This window comes from Bradyrhizobium sp. AZCC 1678 (assembly GCF_036924765.1).
GTDB classification, from domain to species: Bacteria; Pseudomonadota; Alphaproteobacteria; order Rhizobiales; family Xanthobacteraceae; genus Bradyrhizobium; species Bradyrhizobium algeriense.
Map to the genome: position 1 here is coordinate 1272335 of NZ_JAZHSE010000001.1, position 21345 is coordinate 1293679.

The 21345-nt window shown below is 63.7% G+C and carries 20 protein-coding genes and 1 pseudogene; 13 read left to right on the forward strand and 8 right to left on the reverse strand.

What is annotated here, in order from left to right; genetic code table 11:
* Nucleotides 1-146 precede the first annotated feature (146 nt).
* Nucleotides 147-1505 (reverse strand): aromatic ring-hydroxylating dioxygenase subunit alpha, encoded by a 1359-nt coding sequence (locus V1294_RS05975; RefSeq protein WP_334495781.1) that lies wholly within the window; start codon nt 1503-1505, stop codon nt 147-149.
* Nucleotides 1506-1598: 93 nt separating this feature from the next.
* Between V1294_RS05975 and V1294_RS05980 the strand changes: the two genes are divergently transcribed.
* The gene (locus V1294_RS05980) at nt 1599-2390 is read left to right on the forward strand and encodes an IclR family transcriptional regulator domain-containing protein (protein WP_334488746.1); all 792 of its coding nucleotides are present in this window, start codon (nt 1599-1601) and stop codon (nt 2388-2390) included.
* Nucleotides 2391-2497: 107 nt separating this feature from the next.
* On the opposite strand, the gene V1294_RS05985 is transcribed toward V1294_RS05980, so the two are convergent.
* The 5 genes and pseudogenes from V1294_RS05985 to V1294_RS06005 all read right to left on the reverse strand — a co-directional run bounded on the left by V1294_RS05985 (nt 2498) and on the right by V1294_RS06005 (nt 5293).
* Entirely contained in the window at nt 2498-2980 is a 483-nt protein-coding gene (locus tag V1294_RS05985) for a GNAT family N-acetyltransferase (protein WP_334495783.1), read from the reverse strand.
* 24 nt (nt 2981-3004) lie between these two features.
* Nucleotides 3005-3472, reverse strand: a complete 468-nt coding sequence (locus V1294_RS05990) for a hypothetical protein (protein WP_334495784.1) — start codon at nt 3470-3472, stop codon at nt 3005-3007.
* Between the two features lie 158 nt (nt 3473-3630).
* Nucleotides 3631-3861, reverse strand: a complete 231-nt coding sequence (locus V1294_RS05995; RefSeq protein ID WP_334495786.1) for a hypothetical protein — start codon at nt 3859-3861, stop codon at nt 3631-3633.
* Nucleotides 3862-3886: 25 nt separating this feature from the next.
* Entirely contained in the window at nt 3887-4246 is a 360-nt protein-coding gene (locus V1294_RS06000; protein ID WP_334495788.1) for a PilZ domain-containing protein, read from the reverse strand.
* A 140-nt stretch (nt 4247-4386) separates the two neighbouring features.
* A pseudogene (locus V1294_RS06005) lies at nt 4387-5293 on the reverse strand (helix-turn-helix transcriptional regulator).
* 134 nt (nt 5294-5427) lie between these two features.
* On the opposite strand from V1294_RS06005, the gene V1294_RS06010 reads away from it, so the two are divergent.
* The 6 genes from V1294_RS06010 (at nt 5428) to V1294_RS06035 (ending at nt 12190) form a co-directional block, all read left to right on the forward strand.
* Nucleotides 5428-6972, forward strand: coding sequence for a benzoate-CoA ligase family protein (locus V1294_RS06010; RefSeq protein WP_334504515.1), 1545 nt, complete (start codon nt 5428-5430; stop codon nt 6970-6972).
* Between the two features lie 175 nt (nt 6973-7147).
* On the forward strand, nt 7148-7966 hold the full coding sequence (locus V1294_RS06015; protein ID WP_334495790.1) for an alpha/beta fold hydrolase: 819 nt from the start codon (nt 7148-7150) through the stop codon (nt 7964-7966).
* 30 nt (nt 7967-7996) lie between these two features.
* Nucleotides 7997-8515, forward strand: a complete 519-nt coding sequence (locus tag V1294_RS06020; RefSeq protein WP_334488765.1) for a DUF309 domain-containing protein — start codon at nt 7997-7999, stop codon at nt 8513-8515.
* Between the two features lie 106 nt (nt 8516-8621).
* The gene (gene boxC / locus V1294_RS06025; RefSeq protein ID WP_334488768.1) at nt 8622-10310 is read left to right on the forward strand and encodes a 2,3-epoxybenzoyl-CoA dihydrolase; all 1689 of its coding nucleotides are present in this window, start codon (nt 8622-8624) and stop codon (nt 10308-10310) included.
* A gap of 137 nt (nt 10311-10447) precedes the next feature.
* Nucleotides 10448-11884, forward strand: a complete 1437-nt coding sequence (boxB, locus tag V1294_RS06030) for a benzoyl-CoA 2,3-epoxidase subunit BoxB (protein ID WP_334504516.1) — start codon at nt 10448-10450, stop codon at nt 11882-11884.
* Between the two features lie 27 nt (nt 11885-11911).
* Entirely contained in the window at nt 11912-12190 is a 279-nt protein-coding gene (locus V1294_RS06035) for a hypothetical protein (RefSeq protein WP_334488771.1), read from the forward strand.
* A 193-nt stretch (nt 12191-12383) separates the two neighbouring features.
* Here the strand turns inward: V1294_RS06035 and V1294_RS06040 are convergent, their stop codons facing one another.
* A complete protein-coding gene (locus V1294_RS06040) occupies nt 12384-13184 on the reverse strand; it encodes an SDR family oxidoreductase (protein WP_334495792.1) in 801 nt (266 codons plus the stop codon).
* Nucleotides 13185-13436: 252 nt separating this feature from the next.
* Nucleotides 13437-14495: a polysaccharide deacetylase family protein gene (locus tag V1294_RS06045; RefSeq protein WP_334495794.1), complete on the reverse strand. Its 1059-nt coding sequence runs from the start codon at nt 14493-14495 to the stop codon at nt 13437-13439.
* A gap of 168 nt (nt 14496-14663) precedes the next feature.
* Between V1294_RS06045 and V1294_RS06050 the strand changes: the two genes are divergently transcribed.
* From V1294_RS06050 to pstC, 6 genes are all read left to right on the forward strand, one after another.
* Nucleotides 14664-16058: an OmpA family protein gene (locus V1294_RS06050; protein ID WP_334495796.1), complete on the forward strand. Its 1395-nt coding sequence runs from the start codon at nt 14664-14666 to the stop codon at nt 16056-16058.
* A 2-nt stretch (nt 16059-16060) separates the two neighbouring features.
* Nucleotides 16061-16357: a hypothetical protein gene (locus V1294_RS06055; RefSeq protein ID WP_108519571.1), complete on the forward strand. Its 297-nt coding sequence runs from the start codon at nt 16061-16063 to the stop codon at nt 16355-16357.
* A gap of 278 nt (nt 16358-16635) precedes the next feature.
* A complete protein-coding gene (locus V1294_RS06060; protein WP_334495799.1) occupies nt 16636-17697 on the forward strand; it encodes a lysylphosphatidylglycerol synthase domain-containing protein in 1062 nt (353 codons plus the stop codon).
* Between the two features lie 42 nt (nt 17698-17739).
* Nucleotides 17740-19041, forward strand: coding sequence for an ATP-binding protein (locus V1294_RS06065; RefSeq protein ID WP_334495801.1), 1302 nt, complete (start codon nt 17740-17742; stop codon nt 19039-19041).
* Between the two features lie 141 nt (nt 19042-19182).
* Nucleotides 19183-20193 carry a phosphate ABC transporter substrate-binding protein PstS gene (gene pstS, locus V1294_RS06070; RefSeq protein ID WP_334495802.1) on the forward strand — a complete coding sequence of 337 codons (1011 nt, stop codon included), beginning with the start codon at nt 19183-19185 and terminating at the stop codon, nt 20191-20193.
* A 149-nt stretch (nt 20194-20342) separates the two neighbouring features.
* The gene (pstC, locus tag V1294_RS06075) at nt 20343-21341 is read left to right on the forward strand and encodes a phosphate ABC transporter permease subunit PstC (protein ID WP_334488790.1); all 999 of its coding nucleotides are present in this window, start codon (nt 20343-20345) and stop codon (nt 21339-21341) included.
* Nucleotides 21342-21345: the final 4 nt, after the last annotated feature.

Sequence of the window (21345 nt, forward strand, 5' to 3'; positions counted from 1 at the left end):
TTGCGGGGAGAGGGTCGGGGTGAGGGGCTCTCTCCACCCAGTTGATGTCAGTTGATAGACCTGTACCCCCGGATCGCAGGCGCGATCCGACCTCTCCCCGCAAGCGGGGAGAGGTAACGCGAACATCGGTGCTCGGGAAAACATTCTTACTCCGCCGCCGACAAATGCCGGATCTTGCCGGCGATTTCCGTCGGCACCGGTGCCGCCCATGGCGCGCCGCGGCGGCGTTTGACGTCGACTTCCATCCAGTAGATTTCCCAGCCGCGCGTCGGCCCGATGCCGTCCATGGTCGCCGGGCCCTGGATGCTGCGGGCATGCGCGGCGTCCAGGAACATGAACGGCTTCTCGCCGCCGATCACCTTTTCGATCTCCTGCCGCAGCAGGCGGCGATACTGCACGATCGCCTTGTCCGAGGTGCCCAAATGCTCGTTGGTGCGGTCCTGGATCGCGCCCATCGATTCCACCGCCCACTGGTCGTGGACGTTGATGTCGGCCCCCATGCCGGTATAGGTCTCGGTCGCCTGTTCGTGCGGATCGAAACCGTAATCGTTGCTCTTGTTCTTGCGCGATTTGTAATCCGGCAGCTCGTACAATTCGAGCCGCTGGTCGCGCATCTTCTTCTTGTCGACCGGCGCGGAATAGCTCGTGAAGATCGCATACCAGTAGCAGTTCTCGTCATCGACCGGCACGTGCCACTGCGTGATCGTCATCTCCTGGCTCATCGGAATCACGAAGCCGTGCGGGAAGAGCTGGTTGGTGACGCGCACATGCGTCCGCTCTTCGTCGATCTCGCGCAGCGCGATCAGGCGCAGCCCGTATTCGGTGTGCTCGACATTGATGATCGGGTTGTCGTATTCGCGCAAAATCTTTGTCATCGGCATGTCGCTTCCGGCGGAAGCGCCGCGGAACTGCTTGCCATAGGCAGTGGAAGTGTCCTCGTCCTCGAAGAAGCGATGCAGGAACGAGGCGTGCGCCGGATCGATGCCGACTTCCAGCGCCTGCAGCCAGTTGCAATTGATGTGGCCCTTGAACGCAAAGGTATGGCTGTCGGGCGCGACGAAGCAGTCGATCTCCGGAAATGCCGGTGGTTCGCCTTCGCCCAGATAAGCCCAGAGGATGCCGCTCTTCTCGACCACCGGATAAGAGCGCTGCTTGATGCCCTGGCACAGTTTTGAGTCCTTCGGCTCCGCAGGCGTTTCCAGGCATTGGCCTGAGACGTCGAACAGCCAGCCATGAAAGGCACAACGCAGCCCGCCATTCTCCAGCCGGCCGAAGGCGAGGTCGGCGCCGCGATGCGCGCAGTGGCGATCGATCAGGCCGTAGTGGCCTCCCTCGTCGCGAAACAGCACGAGGTTTTCGCCGAGCAGTTTGACCGGCCGAACCGGCCGCGGACCCTGCAGCTCATCCACCAGCGCCGCCGGCTGCCAGTACATCCGCATCAGCTTGCCGCAGGGGTCCTTGCGCCCGGTGCGGGTAATCAGGTCGTTCGCTTCCTGGCTCATCATGGCGAGAGGTCTCCGGGAGATTGTTCGCCTATTGAACTTCTGTGCGATTTTAGCGTAGGCTGAGCGTTAGGCAAGCGGATTATGGAGGCAGCGATGCCGAAGCTTAAGCGCGTGGGGGACGCAGACAACCGCGGCGCGACCGATTTCATCGAAAGCCTCGACCGCGGCCTGCGCGTGCTGGAGGTGTTCGGCGGCAGCCGGCAGCCCATGACGCTGAGCGACCTTGCCAAGGCCGCCGACCTGCCGCGCGCGACGGCGCGGCGGATTCTCTTCACGCTCGAACGCGCCGGCTTTGTCGCCACCGACGGCAAGCTGTTCCGCCTGATGCCGCGCGTGCTGGTGCTGGCCTCCAGCTATCTCGCTTCCAACCATGTCGTCTCGGTGCTGCAGCCTGCGCTCGACCGGCTGTCGGGCGAGGCGCAGGAAATTTCGTCGATGGCTATCCTCGACGGCGACGACGTCGTCTTCATCGCGCGCGCCAGCCCGACGCGGATATTTTCCGCGGGCATCGATATCGGCTACCGGCTGCCGGCGTTCTGCACCTCGGTCGGCCGCGTGCTGCTGTCGCGATTGCCCGACGACGAACTGGCCGTGGCGCTCGACAAGATGGACCTTGCGCCGCTGACGCCTTTCACGGTGACCGACAAGAAGCTGCTGCTGAAAACGATCATTGCCGATCGTGCCCAGGGCTATTCGCTGGTCGATCGCGAAGCCGAGCCCGGATTCCGCTCGATCTCCGTCCCGGTCCGCCGCTATGACGGTACGATCGTCGCCGCCATCAACATGGGCGCGCATGTCGACCGCGTGTCATCCGCCGAGATGACCGAACGCTTCCTGCCGCGATTGCGCGAGGCGGCGGCCTCGGTGAAATCGATGCTGGTGTGACGGGATGATTATCCGGTCTGAAGCACAAGGCGATTTTGCGGCCATCCGTATTCCTCCAATCCGCCGTAGACGCCAGAACCGGCTGCCGTCAAGCCTTGAACCCTCCGCTACGCCGGGCGCTTCCATTCCGGTTTGAGCAAGGACATCAGGCACATGGACCGGAAGGTGCCCTCCGCGTCCCGGTGGATGTCCCGTACGACGCCTTCCTCGACGAAGCCGTTCTTCAGATAGGCGCGATGGGCCCGGTCGTTGTCTTCGAATACGAACAACTCGACGCGATGGGCGTCCAGCTCGTCGAAGCAGATTTTCAGGACAGAGCGCAGCAAGCGCGATCCGGTGCCGCGCCCGGCATGCTGGACGGCAATGCGGCGGAGCCGCACGCACCGATTCTCGCTTCCGACATTCTCCAGGATCGCAAATCCGGCAATATCGTCTTCCTCGCGCGCCAGATAATATCTGCAGGACGGGTTTTCGATCGCAGCCGCATGTTGCGCGGCCTCCCACCGGCCGACGAGGCGCGCATAGCCCTCGCCGCGCTCGATGCGCATCATGGCCGGGATGTCAGATTTGGACGCGGGTTCGATTTTCATATTCTCATCGCCATGCAGGGTGTGTCAGGGCAAAACGTCCAGCCTGAAATGACCGACGATGTTTTTCGCGGTCACTTCCGCCGGATTCACCCCGGTATCCAGCTTGATGCAATCGGGCCGCGGCACGGCGGTGAGGTCGTAGCGGTCGAGATCCCGGGTCAGGTGGTCCCCTGAAATTATCTTGCGCCGCGCCACCCGGTCGGGATTGCCGACCCTGCGCAAGGCTTCTTCGCGCGAACAGTGCAGGAAGACCGGAAGCAATTTTGCGCCGCGCCGTTGCACGATCTCCTCGAATTGCCCGAATTGCACACGGTCGTCAGGTTCGGCATAGCAGAAGGTTGTGACCAGCAGCGGCACGCGATGTTCGGCGGCAGCATCAATGGCCGAACATCTGACGTCATGGACAAGCTCCCAGAAGCCGGGCGCGCCGAAGTCGAAGATCGTGAGCGCCAGATCGATGGCGGCGTGATTGTCCATCAGCCGCCCCGGCACGATCCGGAGCAGCGCCTTTGCAACCGTCAGCTTGCCGACCGCGGGCGCCCCATGGAGAAAAAGCAGTTTCATGCGCCATCAGTATCGCGAAAGTCCGGTCCACGGGAACCGGTAATGAAAGATGCCGTGAAACAATTCTTGGGCGGTCATGAACGCGGCTACGGCGCGGGCAAGCGCTTGAGCGCGGCTTCGATTGCCTCGAACTGGGCGACGATCTGCGGGGTCACGGCATAGCGAAGGATGCCGGCGACCGACAGGCCGACGACCATCGTGACGATCGTGTACTGCGCCATCAACGCCAGCAATATCGAACGCAGCCGGCGCCGCCGGTCTTTCGGCGCGCTGGCGACGGCAAGGAGGAGGGCGTCTTCGCCTTCAACCGCACTCATGCGGTCCGACCGGACATGGCCGCACTCAGTATTCGGAAAGGAGCTGATCGAGGCGGGATTGGAGCCGCCTGTTGGCCCGCTCGCTGGCGCGCAGCTTGCGCGCCCAGGCCAGCGGAACGACGCCGCTGTCCTCATGCACATTGGCGAACACCAGGCCAGCCGCATCGTGGCTGCGCCAGACCATGCGCGCCGCACACGAGATTGCCTTGCGCTCGATTTCGAAGTCCACCTCGTCGGGGACGAGGGCCGCGCCCTCAAATTCGATCTTCGCGCCAAGCATGCTGAAGTTGCGCACGGCGCAGGCGATCGTCGAATTGCGGCCATTGAAGGTAACGAGGCCGCCGTAATAGACGCGGTTTCTGGGTAGTTGACGGCGCTCGAGCATGGTTCCTCTCCATTCGATTAACGGATTGGTAACACAATTCAAAGGTGTGTTGCTGCACGAAACCCCTACCGTGGTTAACCGCGGTCACGCGGTTACGAGCCGAGCCCGCCCCTACAGGCGGTAGTGTTATTGCAGGGAGATCAGGATGCCGCGCTGTGCAGGCCGAACGCGTGCTTGTCCCGCAGCACCGGCGCCACCGCATCGCTCAGCCGCGCCGCTGCCGCATCGACCGAAAGCCCTGCGGTATCGACCACGGCGGAGGCGCGGGCGTAGAGCGGCTCGCGGCTGACCAGGATGTTGCGCAGCTCCGCCATTGCGGAGCGATCATCCGCCATCGGGCGCAAATCGCCCTGGCCGCGGACGCGGGCCATGTGCTCTTCCGGCTCGGCCTTGAGCCAGATGGTGTAGAACGACGACAGGATCAGGTCGAACGTCAACGGCTCGGAGACGATGCCGCCGCCGGTCGCCAGCACCATCAGCTCTTTGCGCGCCAGTAGCTGCGTCAGCGCCGCCTGCTCCATGCGGCGAAAGCCTTCCTGGCCGTAGAGCGCGATGATCTCGGCGACGGATAGTCCGTTCTGCGCCTCGACCTCCTTGTTCAGTTCGACGAACTTCCAGCCGATCTTCTTCGCCAGCATCCGGCCGAGGGTGGATTTGCCGGCGCCGCGCAAGCCGATCAGGGCGATGCCGGCGAAGGAGATCCGCCGCTGTGCCGATATGCCGCCGCCGGCAAGCGCGTCCTTGGCCTGCGCGATCTGGGCGGGCGTCGCCTTGCGCAAGAGGTCGCGGATGATGGCCCAGTCGGGCGCCGGCTCGGTTGCGGGGATGAGGTCTTCGAGATGCGCGCCCATCGCGTTCGACACCCGCCGCAGCAGCACGATCGAGACATTGCCCTTGCCGCTTTCGAGCTGCGCGATATAGCGCTCGAGAAATTCCCGACACCTTGGCGAGCACTTTTCGCGACATGCCGCGTAGCGCCCGCATGGTGCGCACACGCTGGCCGAGCTGCTCGAGAAAGCCGGTTTCGGGGTCGCTGGCCTCGGTCATTTCCCTCGTTCGGCTTTACCTGCTGGTGAACGGATTTCGGAAACATAGTGCCGATGAGGATTGACAGCAAGCGCAGCCGGTGTCTTTGTATGAATTATAATTCTTAAAACATGGGGAGAAGCGTCGTGGGCGGCATGTCCGGTTCGTACAATGCGGTGACCTGGCTGCTCGATCGCAATATCGACGAGGGCCGCGGGGCCAAGCTCGCCTTTACCGATACCGTCTCCGAGCTCACCTATGGCGACCTGCAGCGGCAGACCCGCCGCGCAGCCAACATGCTGCGCCGGCTCGGTGTCCGCCGCGAAGAGCGCGTGGCGATGATCATGCTCGACACGGTGGATTTTCCTTCCGTGTTCCTCGGCGCGATCCGCGCCGGCATCGTGCCGGTGCCGCTCAACACGCTGCTGACCTCGGAGCAATATGCCTATGTGCTGGCCGATTGCCGCGCGCGCGTGCTGTTCATTTCAGAAGCGCTGCTGCCTGTGGTGAAGGACGTGATCGGGCGGCTGCCCGATCTCGAGCACGTCGTCGTGTCGGGCAGGGACGCGCACGGCCACAAGAAGCTCGCAGACGGGCTGGCGCGCGAGAGCGACACATTCGCGACCGCCGCGACGCATCCCGATGAGCCTGCGTTCTGGCTCTATTCATCCGGTTCGACCGGCATGCCGAAGGGCGTGCGCCACCTGCATTCCAATCTCGCTGCGACGGCGGATACCTACGCCAGACAGGTGCTCGGCATCCGCGAGAACGATGTCTGTCTCTCGGCGGCAAAGCTGTTCTTCGCCTATGGCCTCGGCAATGCGCTGACGTTTCCGATGTCGGTCGGCGCCACCACGGTCCTGCACAGCGACCGGCCGACGCCGGCGGCGATGTTCGGGCTGATACATATGAACAAATATAACCCGACCATCTTCTACGGCGTGCCGACGTTATTTGCCGCGATGCTCAACGACGAGACGATGAAGGACGCCCGCGCCGGCAACCGGCTTCGCATCTGCACCTCCGCCGGCGAAGCGCTGCCGGAATCGGTCGGCAATGCCTGGAAGGCGCGCTTCGGCGTCGACATTCTCGATGGCGTCGGCTCGACCGAGCTATTGCACATCTTCCTTTCCAACGCGCCCGGCGACATCAAATACGGCTGCTCCGGCCGCCCGGTGCCGGGCTACAAGGTGCGGCTGGTCAATGAAGCAGGCGTTGAGGTGTCTGACGGCGAGGTCGGCGAGTTGCTGGTCGATGCGCCCTCGGCCGGTGAGGGCTACTGGAACCAGCGCGCCAAGAGCCGTTCGACCTTCGAAGGCCACTGGACCCGCACCGGCGACAAATATATCCGCGACGCCGACGGCCGTTACACGTTCTGTGGCCGCAGCGATGACATGTTCAAGGTCTCCGGCATCTGGGTCTCGCCGTTCGAGGTCGAGAGCGCGCTGATCACCCACCCGGCCGTGCTCGAGGCCGCCGTCGTACCCGAAGCCGACCCGGAAGGGCTGTTGAAGCCGAAAGCCTTTGTCGTGCTGCGCGCCGACGCCAGGACCGATGATCTGCATGAGGCGCTGAAGGAGCACGTCAAGCAGAAGATCGGCCCGTGGAAATATCCGCGCTGGATCGACGTGGTCGACAGTCTGCCGAAGACGGCGACGGGAAAGATTCAGAGATTCAAGTTGCGGGATGGGGCATCGTAACCTCCGGGCGTCGTCCCTGCGAACGCAGGGACCCATACGCCGCGGCCTCTACTGATTAAAGAAGGTGTCGGCCATCCTGCCCATACGAGAAGCCGCGGAGTATGGGTCCCGGCGCAAGGCCGGGACGACCAGCTTGAGGATGCGATGTCTGGATCACTTTCGGAAAACCTAGAACATGACCACCCTTTCCCCTTCAGGCTTCCTCACCGTCGGCGCCTCGCATCTCGAATACCGCATGATCGGCCCGTCGCCCGAGAGCGCGCCTGTTATCGTGATGCTGCATGAAGGCCTTGGATCGACCGGGCTGTGGGGCGACTTTCCCGAAAAACTTCAGGACGCGACCGGCGCGGGCGTGTTCGTGTATTCACGCGCGGGCTACGGCGCATCGACACCGGTGAAACTGCCGCGGCCGCTCGACTACATGCATGTCGAAGCGCTCGACGTGCTGCCAAAGCTGCTCGACAAGATCGGCTTCCGCCGCGGCCTCCTGCTCGGACATTCCGACGGCGCCTCGATCGCGACGATCTATGCGGGCTCGCGTCAGGATCACCGCGTTGAAGGCCTCGCGCTGATCGCTCCGCATTTCATCGTCGAGGATATTTCCGTCGCCTCGATTGCGCAGATCCAGAACGCCTACGAGACCACGAACCTGAAGGGGAAGCTGTCGCGCTGGCACAGGGATGTCGACAATGCCTTCTATGGCTGGAACGGCGCCTGGCTCGATCCGGATTTCCGCAACTGGGACATTTCGGAATACCTCGCCTATATCCGCGTCCCGGTGGCGATCCTGCAGGGTGTGGACGACCAGTATGGAACCATGCGCCAGGTCGAGATCGCGCAGGAAGAGTGCTACTGTCCGGTCGATGTGACTGTGATTCCGGGAGCGGGACATCAGCCGCATCGCGAAGCCCCGGGGGCGACGCTCGATGCGATTTCGGAATTCGCAAACGCGGTGTTGCACGTCGATGACGGCTCGCACGGACGGGCCGCGTAACGCTTTTCTTTTTTCCGGGGCCGCGCTCCGATGACCACGCCGCCGCCAGCCACGGGCAATCTGCCGCTGCCGCGATGGGCCTATGTGCCCGGCGAGCCCGAGAAATCCAGCGCCGATTACGAAACGCTGGCGCAGATCACAGCTCTGGTGCCGCCGCGCTTTGGCGGCTACGTGCCGGCGCGCCATCCGGCGCTGCGCTACGGCCTCATGCTCAATGACCACGGCTACTTCTGGGAGGCGCAGGAGATCCTGGAGGCGGTGTGGGCGGCGGCGCCGCAGGGCGGCCGCGAGCGGATTCTGTTGCGCGCCTGTATCCGGATTGCGACCGCGAATCTGCGGCTGCGCATGCAGAAGGCGCACGTCGCGGCACGGTTGCTCGGCGAGGCGCTCAGCGAGCTCGAGGCGTTGGGCATGCGCAGTGCCGGCGGCGACGGTTTTGCCGACAGCTTTCCGGTCGGGGCGCTGGTGGCGCTCATTAAGGCCAAGCTGGCCCGCCAACCGCTTGGCAAGGCCGATTTGGTGGCTTTTGCGGCCGCCGGCCGAACATGAAACAAAATGCATGTTCTGGCGTTTTAGGCTAGACTTGCTCAAAAACATGCACTATTGTGCATCTAACGAACCAAGCAAATCCTGAGAAAACGACAGAGGGTGGCTCATGGCCGGTGAAGATCGCGTCCTCGCAGGCGGCGCGAAATACATCGATTTTCAAACCGATCCGCAGCGCTACCGGCACTGGAAGCTCGGCGTGGAGGGCGACGTCGCAACGCTGACCATGGACGTCGACGAGAATGGCGGCCTGTTCGAAGGCTATCAGCTCAAGCTGAACTCCTACGATCTCGGCGTCGACATCGAACTCGCCGATGCCGTGCAGCGGCTGCGCTTCGAGCATCCCGAAGTGAAGGCGGTGGTGATGCGATCGGCTAAGAACCGCGTGTTCTGCGCCGGCGCCAATATCCGCATGCTGGCGGGCGCCACCCACGCCCACAAGGTCAATTTCTGCAAATTCACCAACGAGACCCGTAACGGCCTGGAAGATTCATCGGAAAATTCCGGACAGCGCTTCATCACCGTCGTCAACGGCACCGCGGCCGGCGGCGGCTACGAACTGGCGCTGGCGACCGATCACATCATGTTGGCTGATGACGGCGCCGCCGCCGTGTCGCTGCCGGAAGTGCCGCTGCTCGCGGTGCTGCCGGGCACCGGCGGGCTAACGCGCGTGGTCGACAAGCGCAAGGTGCGGCGCGACCATGCCGACTTCTTCTGCACCATCGAGGAAGGCATCAAGGGCAAGCGCGCGGTCGCATGGCGGCTGGTCGACGAGATCGTGCCCAACAGCAAGCTCGAAGGCAAAGTCGCCGATCGCGCCAAAGAATTTGCCGCCGCCTCGAAGCGCAACGGCAACGGCAAGGGCATCACCCTTTCGCCGCTCACCCGCACCATCGACGACAGCGGCATCCGCTACGGTTTTGTCAATGTCGATATCGATCGCGCGGCGCGGATTGCCACTATTTCGATCCAGGCTCCGGAGTCCGCTCCGCCCGCCGATATCGACGGCCTGATCGCGCAAGGCGCGTCGTTCTGGCCGCTGCAGGTGGCGCGCGAGCTTGATGACGCGATCCTTCATCTGCGCATCAACGAGCTCGAAATCGCGATGCTGGTGTTCAAGTCGCATGGCGACGCCGCCAATGTGGTGGCCTGCGACACCTTCCTCGAAGCCAACAAGGCGCACTGGCTGGTCAACGAAATCAGGCACTACTGGAAGCGGGTGTTGAAGCGCATCGACGTCACCTCGCGCACGCTGGTGACGCTGGTCGAGCCCGGCTCCTGCTTCGCGGGCACGCTCGCCGAACTCGTGTTCGCCGCCGACCGCTCCTACATGCTGATCGGCTCGCGGCAGGGCGACAACCGCGCGCCTCCGGCGATCCAGCTCACCGCGATGAATTTCGGCCCCTATCCGATGTGCCACGGCCTGACCCGGCTGCAATCGCGCTTCCAGGCCGATCCGTCCGATCTGGAGCGCGCGGAAGCTACCATCGGCACGTCGCTCGATGCGGAGGGCGCCGAAGAGCTCGGCCTCGTCACCTTCGCGCTCGACGACATCGACTGGGACGACGAGGTGCGGGTGTTCCTGGAAGAACGCACGTCCTTCTCGCCTGACGGCCTCACCGGCATGGAAGCGAATTTGCGCTTCGTCGGCCCTGAGACCATGGAATCGAAAATCTTCTCGCGCCTCACGGCGTGGCAGAACTGGATCTTCCAGCGCCCCAACGCGGTCGGCGAAGACGGCGCGCTGCGCCGCTACGGCACCGGCCAGAAGGCGCAATTCGATATGACGCGGGTTTAGACAGGTATTGCTGCGTCATGGCCGGGCTCGTCCCGGCCATCCACGTCTTCTTTTCATCAGCAAGAAAAGACGTGGATGCCCGGCACAAGGCCGGGCATGACGGCAAATGTGCACAAAGGAGCACGGCCATGAACTTCATGAACGTCGACTATTCGACCAAGATTCCCAACAACGTGAATCTCAGCGAGGATCGCCAGGTGCTGAAAGCGCTGGAGGGCTGGCATCCCGGTTACATGGACTGGTGGGGCGACATGGGCCCGGAAGGCTTTCAGCAGTCGCTGGTATATTTGCGCACCGCCTATTCGGTTGATCCGCGCGGCTGGGCCAAGTTCGATTACGTCAAGATGCCGGAATATCGCTGGGGCATTCTTCTGGCGCCGCAGGAAGAGAACCGCGTCATTCCCTTCGGCGAGAATTACGGCAAGCCGGCCTGGCAGGAAGTCCCCGGCGAACACCGCGCCACGCTGCGCCGCCTGATCGTGATCCAGGGTGACACCGAGCCCGCTTCCGTGGAGCAGCAGCGCCATCTCGGCAAGACCGCGCCCTCGCTCTATGATTTGCGCAATTTGTTCCAGGTCAATGTCGAGGAAGGCCGCCATCTCTGGGCGATGGTCTATCTCTTGCAGAAATATTTCGGCCGCGACGGCCGCGAGGAGGCGGACGATTTGTTGCGCCGCCGCTCGGGCGACGCGGACTCGCCGCGCATGCTCGGCGCCTTCAACGAGGCGACGCCGGACTGGCTGTCGTTCTTCATGTTCACCTACTTCACCGACCGCGACGGCAAGATGCAGTTGCACTCGCTGGCGCAGTCCGGCTTCGATCCGCTGTCGCGCACCTGCCGCTTCATGCTGACCGAAGAGGCGCATCACATGTTCGTCGGCGAAACCGGCATCAGCCGCGTCGTGCAGCGCACCTGCGAGGCGATGAGGGAGGCCGGCATCACCGATCCCACCGATATCGCCAAGGTGCGTGCCTTGGGCGTGATCGACCTGCCGACCATCCAGAAGAAGCTGCATCTGCATTATTCGCTGTCGCTTGATCTGTTCGGTTCGGAAGTCTCGACCAACGCGGCGAATGCCTTCAACGCCGGCATCAAGGGCCGCTACAAAGAGACCCAGATCGACGACGACCACCAGCTCAAGAACGCCACCTATCCGGTGCTCAAGCTGGTCGACGGCGTGATCAAGCGCGTCGACGAGCCGGCGCTGACCGCGCTCAACATGCGCCTGCGCGACGACTACACGCAGGATTGCGTCAAGGGCATGCTGCGCTGGAACAAGATCATTTCGCTCGCCGGCTATCAGTACAAGCTGACGCTGCCGAACGTCGCGTTCCATCGGCACATCGGCGAGTTCAAGGATATCAATGCCACGCCGGAAGGCGTCCTGATCGACGACGCCACCTGGAACCAACGCAAGGGCGAATGGTTGCCTTCGACGCAGGACGGCGACTTCATCGCCTCGCTGATGAAGCCGGTGACCGACGTCGGCGTCTACGCCAACTGGATCTCGCCGCCGAAAGTCGGCATCGACAACAAGCCCGGCGATTTCGAGTACGTGAAAATCGAGACCTGAAACGCCCCGCAATCGGGGAGCAGTAACATGGACCCCGACCGCGACCTCGAAGCACTGAACCGCGACCAACTGGTCGCGGAGGTGAAGCGTCTCAGGGCGGGCATCCGCGCGCATCGCGACAGCACCGGTCACGACCTGTGCTGGCACCATCCCGATCTCTGGGGCCTGCTGCCCGAGCGGGTGACGCCCGAAGTGGCGGTGCCACCCTGGCCGAAATTTTTGCGCGGGTGTCTGCGATATCGCGAGGCGCTGGAGCGCGAGTTGCCTGACGCGCCCAGGGCGGATTTCGAATACGGGAAAGATTGACAAGTAAGAGGTCTTAACCTCGCCCCGCTTGCGGGGAGAGGTCGACGCGCTTCGCGCGGCGGGCGAGGGGGTACAGGTCTATCGTTAGATCACGCTGGTGGAGAGAGCCCCTCACCCTGACCCTCTAAGAGCGAGCTTCGCTCGTCTCGACCCCGCGAAGAGCGGGGCGAGGGAGCGCGCCACCGCCGCCGCACTACCCCGCGATCTCCAGCCCGGCGTTCGCGTAGACCACGCCGCCATCGACGGCGATGGTGTTGCCGACCACGTAATCGCCCGCGCGCGAGGCGAGGTAGATCGCCACCCCCGCCATATCCTCGTCGGTACCGATACGCTTCGCCGGAATGCGCTTTGCGACTTCGTCCGAGTGGTCGCGCGCGGCCCGGTTCATGTCCGACTTGAATGCCCCCGGCGCGATCGCAGTGACATTGATATTGTCCTTGACCAGCTTCGTCGCCATGCGCCGCGTCAGATGAATCACGGCGGCCTTGCTCGCGGCGTAGGAATAGGTCTCGCTCGGATTGACGAAAATGCCGTCGACGGACGCGATGTTGATGACCTTGGCCGGCCGTTCGTGCGAGGCCGCCGCGCGCAGCGGTTTCGCCAGCGCCTTGGTCAGGAAGAACAGCGACTTGACGTTGAGGTCCATGACCTTGTCCCAGCCGCTTTCGGGGAATTCGTCGAACTCCGCGCCCCAGGCCGCGCCTGCATTGTTGACGAGGATGTCGAGCTTCGGCTCCAGCTTGATGATTTCGCCTGCCAGCCTGTCGCAGCCTTTGACCGTGGAGATATCGATCGGCAGCGCGATGCATTCGCCGTCATAGGCGGCGGAGAGTTCTTTCGCGGTCGACTCGCAGGGCCCTGCCTTGCGTGCGGTGATGTAGACCTTCGCCGCGCCCTGCGCGAGAAAGCCGGCCGCGATCATCTTGCCGATGCCGCGCGAGCCGCCCGTCACCAGCGCGACGCGGCCGTTAAGCGAAAACAGATCCTTGAACATGCGTTCCTCCATTGGCTTTGCCGCCGGTTTTGAGCGGGGGAGGGCGGCAAGTCAAGGAAGCTCACCTTGGTCGTCCCTGCGAACGCAGGGACCCATACGCCGCGGCCGGCGTGACGGGGCGCGCGGGGAGACGGCTTCTCTGAACAAATTCACGGTCGCAGTTCGGCGACGCAAAGCGTCAAGCATCGCGCTTCACCGATAGATCACGCGGTATGGGTCCCTGCGTTCGCAGGGACAACTCGTGGAGAAACCCTACGCCGCGTCGATGCGGCGAAAGCCGCTCCACATGGCGGTGGCGGCGCCGGAGGTCAGGACCGGGAGGATGCGCGCATCCTGGTAATTGCCGTTGAGCGAAACCCGTTGCAGCGCGGTCATATGCTCGGCGCTTTCCGGAAAAATCATGCCCGGCCGCGTCGTGACCGCGGTCTTGAATCCGGCGGCCTTCGCCAGGGCAAATTCGCGCTGGCCCGCCGCGATCCGGTCGCCATAGGGATAGGCGAGATGAAGCACCGGCCGCTGCAACACAGCTTCGATTCGCGCGCGGCTGGTGGCCAGTTCGAACGAGGCGGTCTCCTCGCTCTGCCGCGCCAGATTGCAATGCGTGATCGTATGCGCGCCGATCGTCACCAGGGGATCATCAGCGAATCCCTTCAATTCCTCCCAGGACATGCAGAACTCGCGGGCGATCGGAGTCTCGTCCACGTCATACCGGGTGCATAGCGCGGAGATTTCACGCTGCATGTCGTGTTCGGTCGGCAGCGCGCGCAGCCATTCGTGCATGCGGTCGAAGGCCGCCTGCTTGGCGGCCGGCGTCGAGGTATCGAGGCGGGTAGCTGTGCCGCCGATCGGGATTTCGATCGAGGATGCCTTGGCGATCGCCCGCTCGAGCGCGACCCACCACAACCTCCCGGTGCCTTCGGCAAAATCGCTTGTCACGTAGACGGTGAGGGGCGCGTCAAATTCGCGCATCACCGGCAAAGCGAAATCGCGGTTGTCGCGATAGCCGTCGTCGAGGGTGAAGCAGGCGAAGCGCCGCGCGAATTTGCGCTGCTGGAGCCGCTGATGCACCTCGTCCAAGGTGACGATGTCGACGTCGAGGTTACGAAGATGCGCCAGCATCGCCCGCAAGAACTCTGGCTCGACCTCGAGATGATAATTGGGCTGAAACCCGTCGTCGCGGCCGGGGCGGACGTGATGCAGCATGAAAATGACGCCGACACCTGCGAAGATTGGTCGCAGCAGGTAATGCGCTCCGGAGAAGTACAGCGCTTCCAGTCCGGCGCGGATGACGGTGTTGCGAAGCAGTTTCATCGAGATGCAGGGCTGCCCGGTTATTTACGGAGCGAAATTAGCGAAAGACCGCTGAAGAAACAGTTAGCCTGACCAATTTCAGAGCGTTTCGGCCCTCACGACATTTCGGGTTTGACAGCCCCGCAAGGGTTTGTTTTCTCTCCGTTCCGGACCCCGGCGGGAACTCGAATGCACGGACTTTTCAGGTGGAGTGGCAAATGGTGGCCGGGCGTCATTCCTTTGGTCATGTTTTGGGCTATCGCGGGTTGGACGAGTACCGAACCGCTTGAAGCCGACCTGGCGCAGCGTTCGACCGCCGCCCTCAAGGACACCATCCTCGACAAACGGCGAATCTCGGTCGCAGGCCGCGACGTGAGCCTTGCGGCGGATGCTTTCTCGGAAGACGGCCGGCAGAGTGCGGTGGCGTCGGTGGAAACCGTGCCGGGTGTGCGCCTGGTTAACGATGAAACCCGGCTCGTTCCCGAAGCCAAGCCGTTTGTCTGGTCGGCCGAACGCGACGTCCTGCGGGTGACGCTGTCTGGCAGTTCGCCGCTGCCGGCGAGCAAGGGCCGCTTGATGGAGGCGGCCCGCGCCAGCCTCGGCGGCGTCGAAGTGGTCGACCGGATGAATCTGTCGCGTGGGGCGCCGCCGCGTTTCGACAATGCCGCGCTGTTGCTGCTCGAGCAGGTCGGCAAGCTGAAGGATGGCAAGATCACGCTGTCGGACACCAAGGTCAGCCTGTCCGGCATGGCGCGCGAACTCGGCGGCCGGGAAGCCATCGCCGCCGCGCTGAAAAATCTGCCCGAGGGCTTTTCGGTCGCGGCCAACGAGGTCAAGGCGCCGCCTTACATCTTGCAGGCCTACAAGGATCCGGTCGCGGTGACGCTGACGCTGACCGGCAACGTGCCTGACAACAACGCCCACACCGCGCTGGTGGCGGCGGCGGGACGCAAGTTCTTCAGCGAAAAGGTCGTCGACAACCTCAAGGCGAGCGTCGGCGCCCCCGTGGGCTTTGCCGCCGCGGTGGTGCCCGCGCTCGGCGCGCTGTCGCGGCTGTCGACCGGCACGCTCGTCATCTCCGACCGGGAGGTCAAGCTGTCGGGCGATGCGCTTTATGAAGCCGCCGCCGTTCAGATCCGCGCCGGCCTCGGCAAGGACTTTCCGCAGGGCTGGCAGTTCAAGCCGGAAATCTCCGTCAAGCCGCCCGCGGCGCCGGTGGATGCGACCGTCTGCCAGCAATTATTCTCCGAACTGCTCGGCAAGGCCCGGATCCGCTTCGAGCCCGGCAAGGCCGATATCGTCGCAGATTCCGCCGGCCTGCTCGACCGCCTGATCGAAACCGCGTTGCGCTGTCCGACCGCCAATATCGAGATATCAGGACATAGCGATACCAACGGCGAGGAGGCGGCCAACCAGGCCCTGTCCGAGAAGCGTGCCCAGGCGGTTGCCGACTATTTGGTCAAGGCGGGATTGCCGGCCAACCGGTTCAGCGCGGTCGGCTATGGTTCGACGCAGCCGATTGCGGCTAACGATACCGACCAGGGCAAGGCGCAGAACCGCCGCATCGATTTCGTGGTGAAGTGAGCATGGCCTATCTGACCACATTCTACTGGGGCTGGTTGCTGGCATCGGTGCTGCTCGGCTTCGCCATGGGCTGGATTTCAGTGGTTCAGCACGGCAAAGGTGTCCCGCGGAAGCTGCGCTGGGCGCTTTCCGCCCTGGTCGCGGCGCTGATTGGAGCTGCGCTGGCGCGCGTCGTGCCCGGCCGCTTCGGCTACTGGCTCGACCTCGGGCTGATCATGTTCGCGTTTTATCTCTGCGGCTGTGCGGTCGGGTCATGGTTGCGCGACTGGGTGGTCTCGCGCAGTGCGCCGTCGGCCTGACCGCAGCATGAGCCGGCCAGCTTCACCGCCGTCGTTGTCACAGGTTGTTGACCGGCGCCGGCTATGGTCCCGAATCGCCGTCGGGCGGCGGGATTGCTGCAAAACCGTACTTCTACCGTCGTCAACTGGCGCCTAATATGTTGAAGAAGCGTGTTTTATTCTCGTCAGGCGAATTCCACTCCGGCTCAAAACGCGCTACCAGAGGGGCAGGGGAGCAGCGTAGCGTAGGCGGGGTTCAGGCCATTGCCGTCGTCGCATAAGCGCAATTCGAGGTGTAGATGCTGGAAGCAATACGCAGGGCGATGTCGTTTCTGCGCCAGAAGCAGGTCCTGCACAAGCTCGGGGTCTTGATCAGCATCACGGTGATCGCCGTTGCGTGCTACGTGCTCTATCACATGCTTCGCGGCATCGACACCGATGAGGTGATCGACGCCATCAAAGGCACCGAGCCGCGCCAGATCGCGCTGGCGGCCCTGTTCGTGGCGGCGGGCTATTTCACGCTGACCTTCTATGACTGGTTCGCGGTCCGCGCGATCGGCCAGGGCCACATTCCCTACCGCGTCAACGCGCTGGCCGCCTTCACCTCCTATTCGATCGGACACAATGTCGGCGCCAGCGTCTTCACCGGCGGCGCCGTGCGCTACCGGATCTATTCGGCTTGGGGGCTGAACGCGATCGATGTCGCCAAGATCTGTTTCCTCGCCGGGCTGACCTTCTGGCTCGGCAATGCCGCGGTGCTGGGACTGGGCATCGCCTATCACCCGGAAGCCGCCGCCTCGATCGATCAGTTGCCGGTCTGGCTCAACCGCGTGGCGGCGTTCGGCATCCTGCTCGGACTGGTTGGCTATGTAGCCTGGGTCTGGGCCGCGCCGCGCGGCGTCGGCCGCGGGCCGTGGACGGTCACGCTGCCGGGCGGGCCGCTGACGCTGCTGCAGATCGCCATTGGCATTATCGACCTCGGCTTCTGTGCGCTGGCGATGTATGTGCTGGTGCCGGACGAACCCAATCTGGGCTTTGTCGTCGTCGCGGTGATCTTCGTCTCGGCCACGCTGCTGGGGTTCGCCAGCCATTCCCCGGGCGGGCTCGGCGTTTTCGATGCCGCCATGCTGGTCGGCCTCTGGCAGATGGACCGGGAGGAACTGCTCGCCGGCATGCTGCTGTTCCGCGTCCTCTATTATATCGGGCCGTTTGTCATATCTGTAATCTTGCTGACGCTTCGGGAGATTATCCTCGGCGCGCGATCGAAGCGCCTGCGCCAGTTGGCGGCGGGCGCCGACGCCGAGCCGACGAGGCATGAGGCCGCCGTCTATGTGCGCGAGCGTGGCGACACGGGCGCCTGATGATGCGGCGGGGGCTTCGCGAATAGAGGAAAAGCCTGCGCCATGGCGATCGACGATTCCAGCTCTGCCTCCTTCTTTGCACCGTGGCCAGACCGGTTGCGCCATTCGGCGATCATCCTGCTCGCCGCCGGGCTCGCGCTTTGCGCGCTGGTGGTGCTGGCCGATCTTTCGCTGGCGCGCGCCGTGGCCGTTTTCATCTGTATCGCCGCCGCAGCGCTGGTGCCGTGGCGGCTGCATCATGTGGCGGCCTCCCGTGACGACGTCCGCGCCGTCAGCCCGGTGGAGTCTGCCGCCGTCAGCGCCGTCGTTGCCGGCATGCCGGATCCGGCCGTGTTGCTCGACCGCGCCGGCCGCGTCATCCATCTCAACGCAGCGGCCGCCCAGCTCGCGCCTGCGCTGCGCAAGAACGAGCTCGCCCAGTTCGCGCTGCGCTCGCCCGAAATCATCACCGCGCTGCGCGAGGCGATCGCGACCACCGAACCGCGCCGGGCGAGCTACCACGACCAGGTGCCGGTCGACCGCTGGATGGAACTGATCATCACGCCGGTGCCGGTGCCGACGCTGTTCGGCGGCACCGAGAAATGCATGCTGATGACCTTCCACGACCAGACGCCGCTGCGGCGGGTCGAGGAAATGCGTGCCGATTTCGTCGCCAATGCCAGCCACGAACTGCGGACGCCGCTCGCGGCGCTGTCCGGCTTCATCGATACGCTGCAGGGTCCTGCCAAGGAGGACGCCAAGGCGCGCGAACGCTTCCTGTCGATCATGCATACGCAGGCGACGCGAATGGCGCGGCTGATCGACGATCTGCTTTCGCTGTCGCGGGTCGAATTGTCGGCCCATGTCCGGCCCGACGCGTCAGTCGATATCGTGCCGATTATTCGCCAGGTCGCCGACGGGCTGGAGCCGCTCGCCCGGGAGCGTCAGGTCGCGATCGAGATCGACCTGCCGGAAGCGCCGGTGACCATCGCGGGCGACCGCGAGGAACTGCTGCGGCTGTTCGAAAACCTGATCGAGAACGCGCTCAAATATGGCGCGTCCGGTGGGCGGGTGATCGTCTCCCTGACCCAGGCCACGTCCAGCGAGGGCGCGCCGGAAGTACGTATCATGGTCCGGGATTTCGGCCCCGGCATCGCCCCGGAACACCTGCCGCGGCTGACCGAGCGCTTCTACCGGGTCGATGTCGGCGACAGCCGCGCGCAGGGCGGAACCGGGCTCGGTTTATCCTTGGTGAAACATATTCTTAACCGTCATCGCGGCCGGCTTTTAATCGAAAGCGTGCCCAAAAACGGCGCGGTCTTTACCGCCTGTTTTCCCCAGACCAAGACCCCGTCAGCGTCATAAATCCAAGCAATTTCAATTGCTTGGTTGTGTCATCCAACTGTCATCGAACCTTCGTAAAAGCTCTATCGACTGCTCCTAGATGAGCGGCACGTGAGCGCGATCGGGCGCAACAGGCGCTTCGCTCACCAGATGGAGACCACCATGAATTTCCTCAGGACAATCGTCGCTGCCGGCCTGGTCGCCGCTTCGACGTCGGCCTTCGCTGCCGATATCACCGGCGCGGGCGCCACCTTCCCCTTCCCGATCTATTCGAAGTGGGCGGACGCCTACAAGAAGGAGACCGGCAACGGTCTGAACTACCAGTCGATCGGCTCCGGCGCCGGCATCAAGCAGATCCAGGCCAAGACCGTGACCTTCGGCGCTACCGACGCGCCGCTCAAGCATGAGCAGCTCGAGAAGGACGGCCTGGTGCAGTGGCCGATGGTGATGGGCGCTATCGTGCCGGTCGTGAACCTCGAAGGCATCAAGCCGGGCGAACTCGTGCTCTCGGGCGAAGTGCTCGGCGACATCTATCTCGGCAAGATCAAGAAGTGGGACGATGCTGCGATCGCAAAACTCAATCCGAAGCTGAAGCTGCCGGCTGACGCCATCACCGTGGTGCGCCGCTCCGACGGTTCGGGCACCACCTTCAACTTCACCGACTACCTCTCGAAGTCGAGCGCCGACTGGAAAGCCAAGGTCGGCATGGGCACCGCGGTCGAATGGCCGACCGGCGTCGGCGCCAAGGGCAATGAAGGCGTTGCCGGCAATGTCGGCCAGACCAAGAACGCGATCGGTTATGTCGAATATGCCTACGCCAAGCAGAACAAGCTGACCTATGCGGCGATGATCAACAAGGCCGGCAAGACCGTGCAGCCGACCATCGCAGCGTTCCAGGCGGCCGCCTCCAACGCCGACTGGGCCAAGGCGCCCGGCTACTACGTGATCCTTACCGACCAGCCCGGCGAAGCCTCCTGGCCGATCACCGCAGCGACCTTCATCCTGATGCACAAGGCTGCAACCGACAAGGCAGCGTCCCAGGAAGCCATCAAGTTCTTCAAATGGTCGTTCGAGAAGGGCGCCAAGATGGCCGAAGAACTCGACTACATCCCGATGCCGGAATCGGTCGTCAAGCTGATCGAAAAGACCTGGTCGGCCGAGATCAAGAGCTGATCGGGCCTGCGCCTCGCAACACGATCGCTCAACCCGGGGTGTCCGGGTTGAGCACCCCTCTCGGGACAGGAGAGGCAAGAACAATGCGCGAGCCGAAAAAGCCGTGCACCGAAGTCCGGGTCGTTGGGCTATAGTAAAGGGGATTGGGCGTGGCAGAAATGGCGGTTGATAGCGACGCAATGGAGGCTGCCGGACCTTATGATCGCGCAAGGGCTCTCAGCGCGTTCAAGCTCGGCGACGTCACCTTCTATTGGATCACGCGCGCCTGCGCGATCTCGGTTCTCCTCATCCTGGGCGGCATCATCATTTCGCTGATCGTCGGCGCTTGGCCCGCCATCCGCGAATATGGCGTAGCCTTCCTGTGGACGCAGCGCTGGGCGCCGTCGGCCGATCCGCCTGTTCTCGGCGCGCTCGGCCCGATCTACGGCACGCTGATCACCTCCGTGATCGCGATGATGATCGCCATTCCCGTCGGCCTCGGCATCGCGATTTTCCTCACCGAGATCTGCCCGATCTGGCTGCGCCGCCCCATTGGACTTGCGGTCGAACTGCTCGCCGGCATTCCCTCGATCATCTACGGCATGTGGGGCTTCTTCATATTGGGCCCGTTCCTGGCCAACACCTTCCAGCCCTTCATGATCAGCGTGTTCGACGGCGTCCCCGTGCTGGGCACGATCTTCGCGGGTCCCCCTTCCTATCTCAGCCTGTTCAACGCTGCGCTTATTCTCGCGATCATGGTGCTGCCCTTCATCACCGCAATCTCGGTCGACGTCTTCAAGACGGTGCCGCCGGTATTGAAGGAAGCGGCCTATGGCGTCGGCTGCACCACCTGGGAAGTCGTCCGCAACGTCGTCATCCCCTACACAAGGGTCGGCGTGATCGGCGGCATCATGCTGGCGCTTGGCCGCGCGCTCGGCGAGACGATGGCGGTCACCTTCATCATCGGCAACTCGTTCAAGATCCAGTCCTCGATCTTCGCGCCGGGCACCACGATCTCAGCCGCCATCGCGTCCGAATTCGCCGAGAGCGACGGGCTGCATCAATCCGGCCTGATCCTGCTTGGTCTCTTGCTGTTCGTTCTGACGTTCTTCGTGCTCGCAGCCGCGCGGCTGATGCTGATGCGGCTGGAAAAGAAGGCGGGGAACTAGCACC

Coding starts and splice junctions, on each gene's coding strand:
- V1294_RS05975 (WP_334495781.1), bottom strand. CDS start 1,505: ATGATGAGCCAGGAAGCGAACGACCTGATTACCCGCACCGGGCGCAAG.
- V1294_RS05980 (WP_334488746.1), top strand. CDS start 1,599: ATGCCGAAGCTTAAGCGCGTGGGGGACGCAGACAACCGCGGCGCGACC.
- V1294_RS05985 (WP_334495783.1), bottom strand. CDS start 2,980: ATGAAAATCGAACCCGCGTCCAAATCTGACATCCCGGCCATGATGCGC.
- V1294_RS05995 (WP_334495786.1), bottom strand. CDS start 3,861: ATGAGTGCGGTTGAAGGCGAAGACGCCCTCCTCCTTGCCGTCGCCAGC.
- V1294_RS06000 (WP_334495788.1), bottom strand. CDS start 4,246: ATGCTCGAGCGCCGTCAACTACCCAGAAACCGCGTCTATTACGGCGGC.
- V1294_RS06010 (WP_334504515.1), top strand. CDS start 5,428: ATGTCCGGTTCGTACAATGCGGTGACCTGGCTGCTCGATCGCAATATC.
- V1294_RS06015 (WP_334495790.1), top strand. CDS start 7,148: ATGACCACCCTTTCCCCTTCAGGCTTCCTCACCGTCGGCGCCTCGCAT.
- V1294_RS06020 (WP_334488765.1), top strand. CDS start 7,997: ATGACCACGCCGCCGCCAGCCACGGGCAATCTGCCGCTGCCGCGATGG.
- boxC (WP_334488768.1), top strand. CDS start 8,622: ATGGCCGGTGAAGATCGCGTCCTCGCAGGCGGCGCGAAATACATCGAT.
- boxB (WP_334504516.1), top strand. CDS start 10,448: ATGAACGTCGACTATTCGACCAAGATTCCCAACAACGTGAATCTCAGC.
- V1294_RS06035 (WP_334488771.1), top strand. CDS start 11,912: ATGGACCCCGACCGCGACCTCGAAGCACTGAACCGCGACCAACTGGTC.
- V1294_RS06040 (WP_334495792.1), bottom strand. CDS start 13,184: ATGTTCAAGGATCTGTTTTCGCTTAACGGCCGCGTCGCGCTGGTGACG.
- V1294_RS06045 (WP_334495794.1), bottom strand. CDS start 14,495: ATGAAACTGCTTCGCAACACCGTCATCCGCGCCGGACTGGAAGCGCTG.
- V1294_RS06050 (WP_334495796.1), top strand. CDS start 14,664: ATGCACGGACTTTTCAGGTGGAGTGGCAAATGGTGGCCGGGCGTCATT.
- V1294_RS06055 (WP_108519571.1), top strand. CDS start 16,061: ATGGCCTATCTGACCACATTCTACTGGGGCTGGTTGCTGGCATCGGTG.
- V1294_RS06060 (WP_334495799.1), top strand. CDS start 16,636: ATGCTGGAAGCAATACGCAGGGCGATGTCGTTTCTGCGCCAGAAGCAG.
- V1294_RS06065 (WP_334495801.1), top strand. CDS start 17,740: ATGGCGATCGACGATTCCAGCTCTGCCTCCTTCTTTGCACCGTGGCCA.
- pstS (WP_334495802.1), top strand. CDS start 19,183: ATGAATTTCCTCAGGACAATCGTCGCTGCCGGCCTGGTCGCCGCTTCG.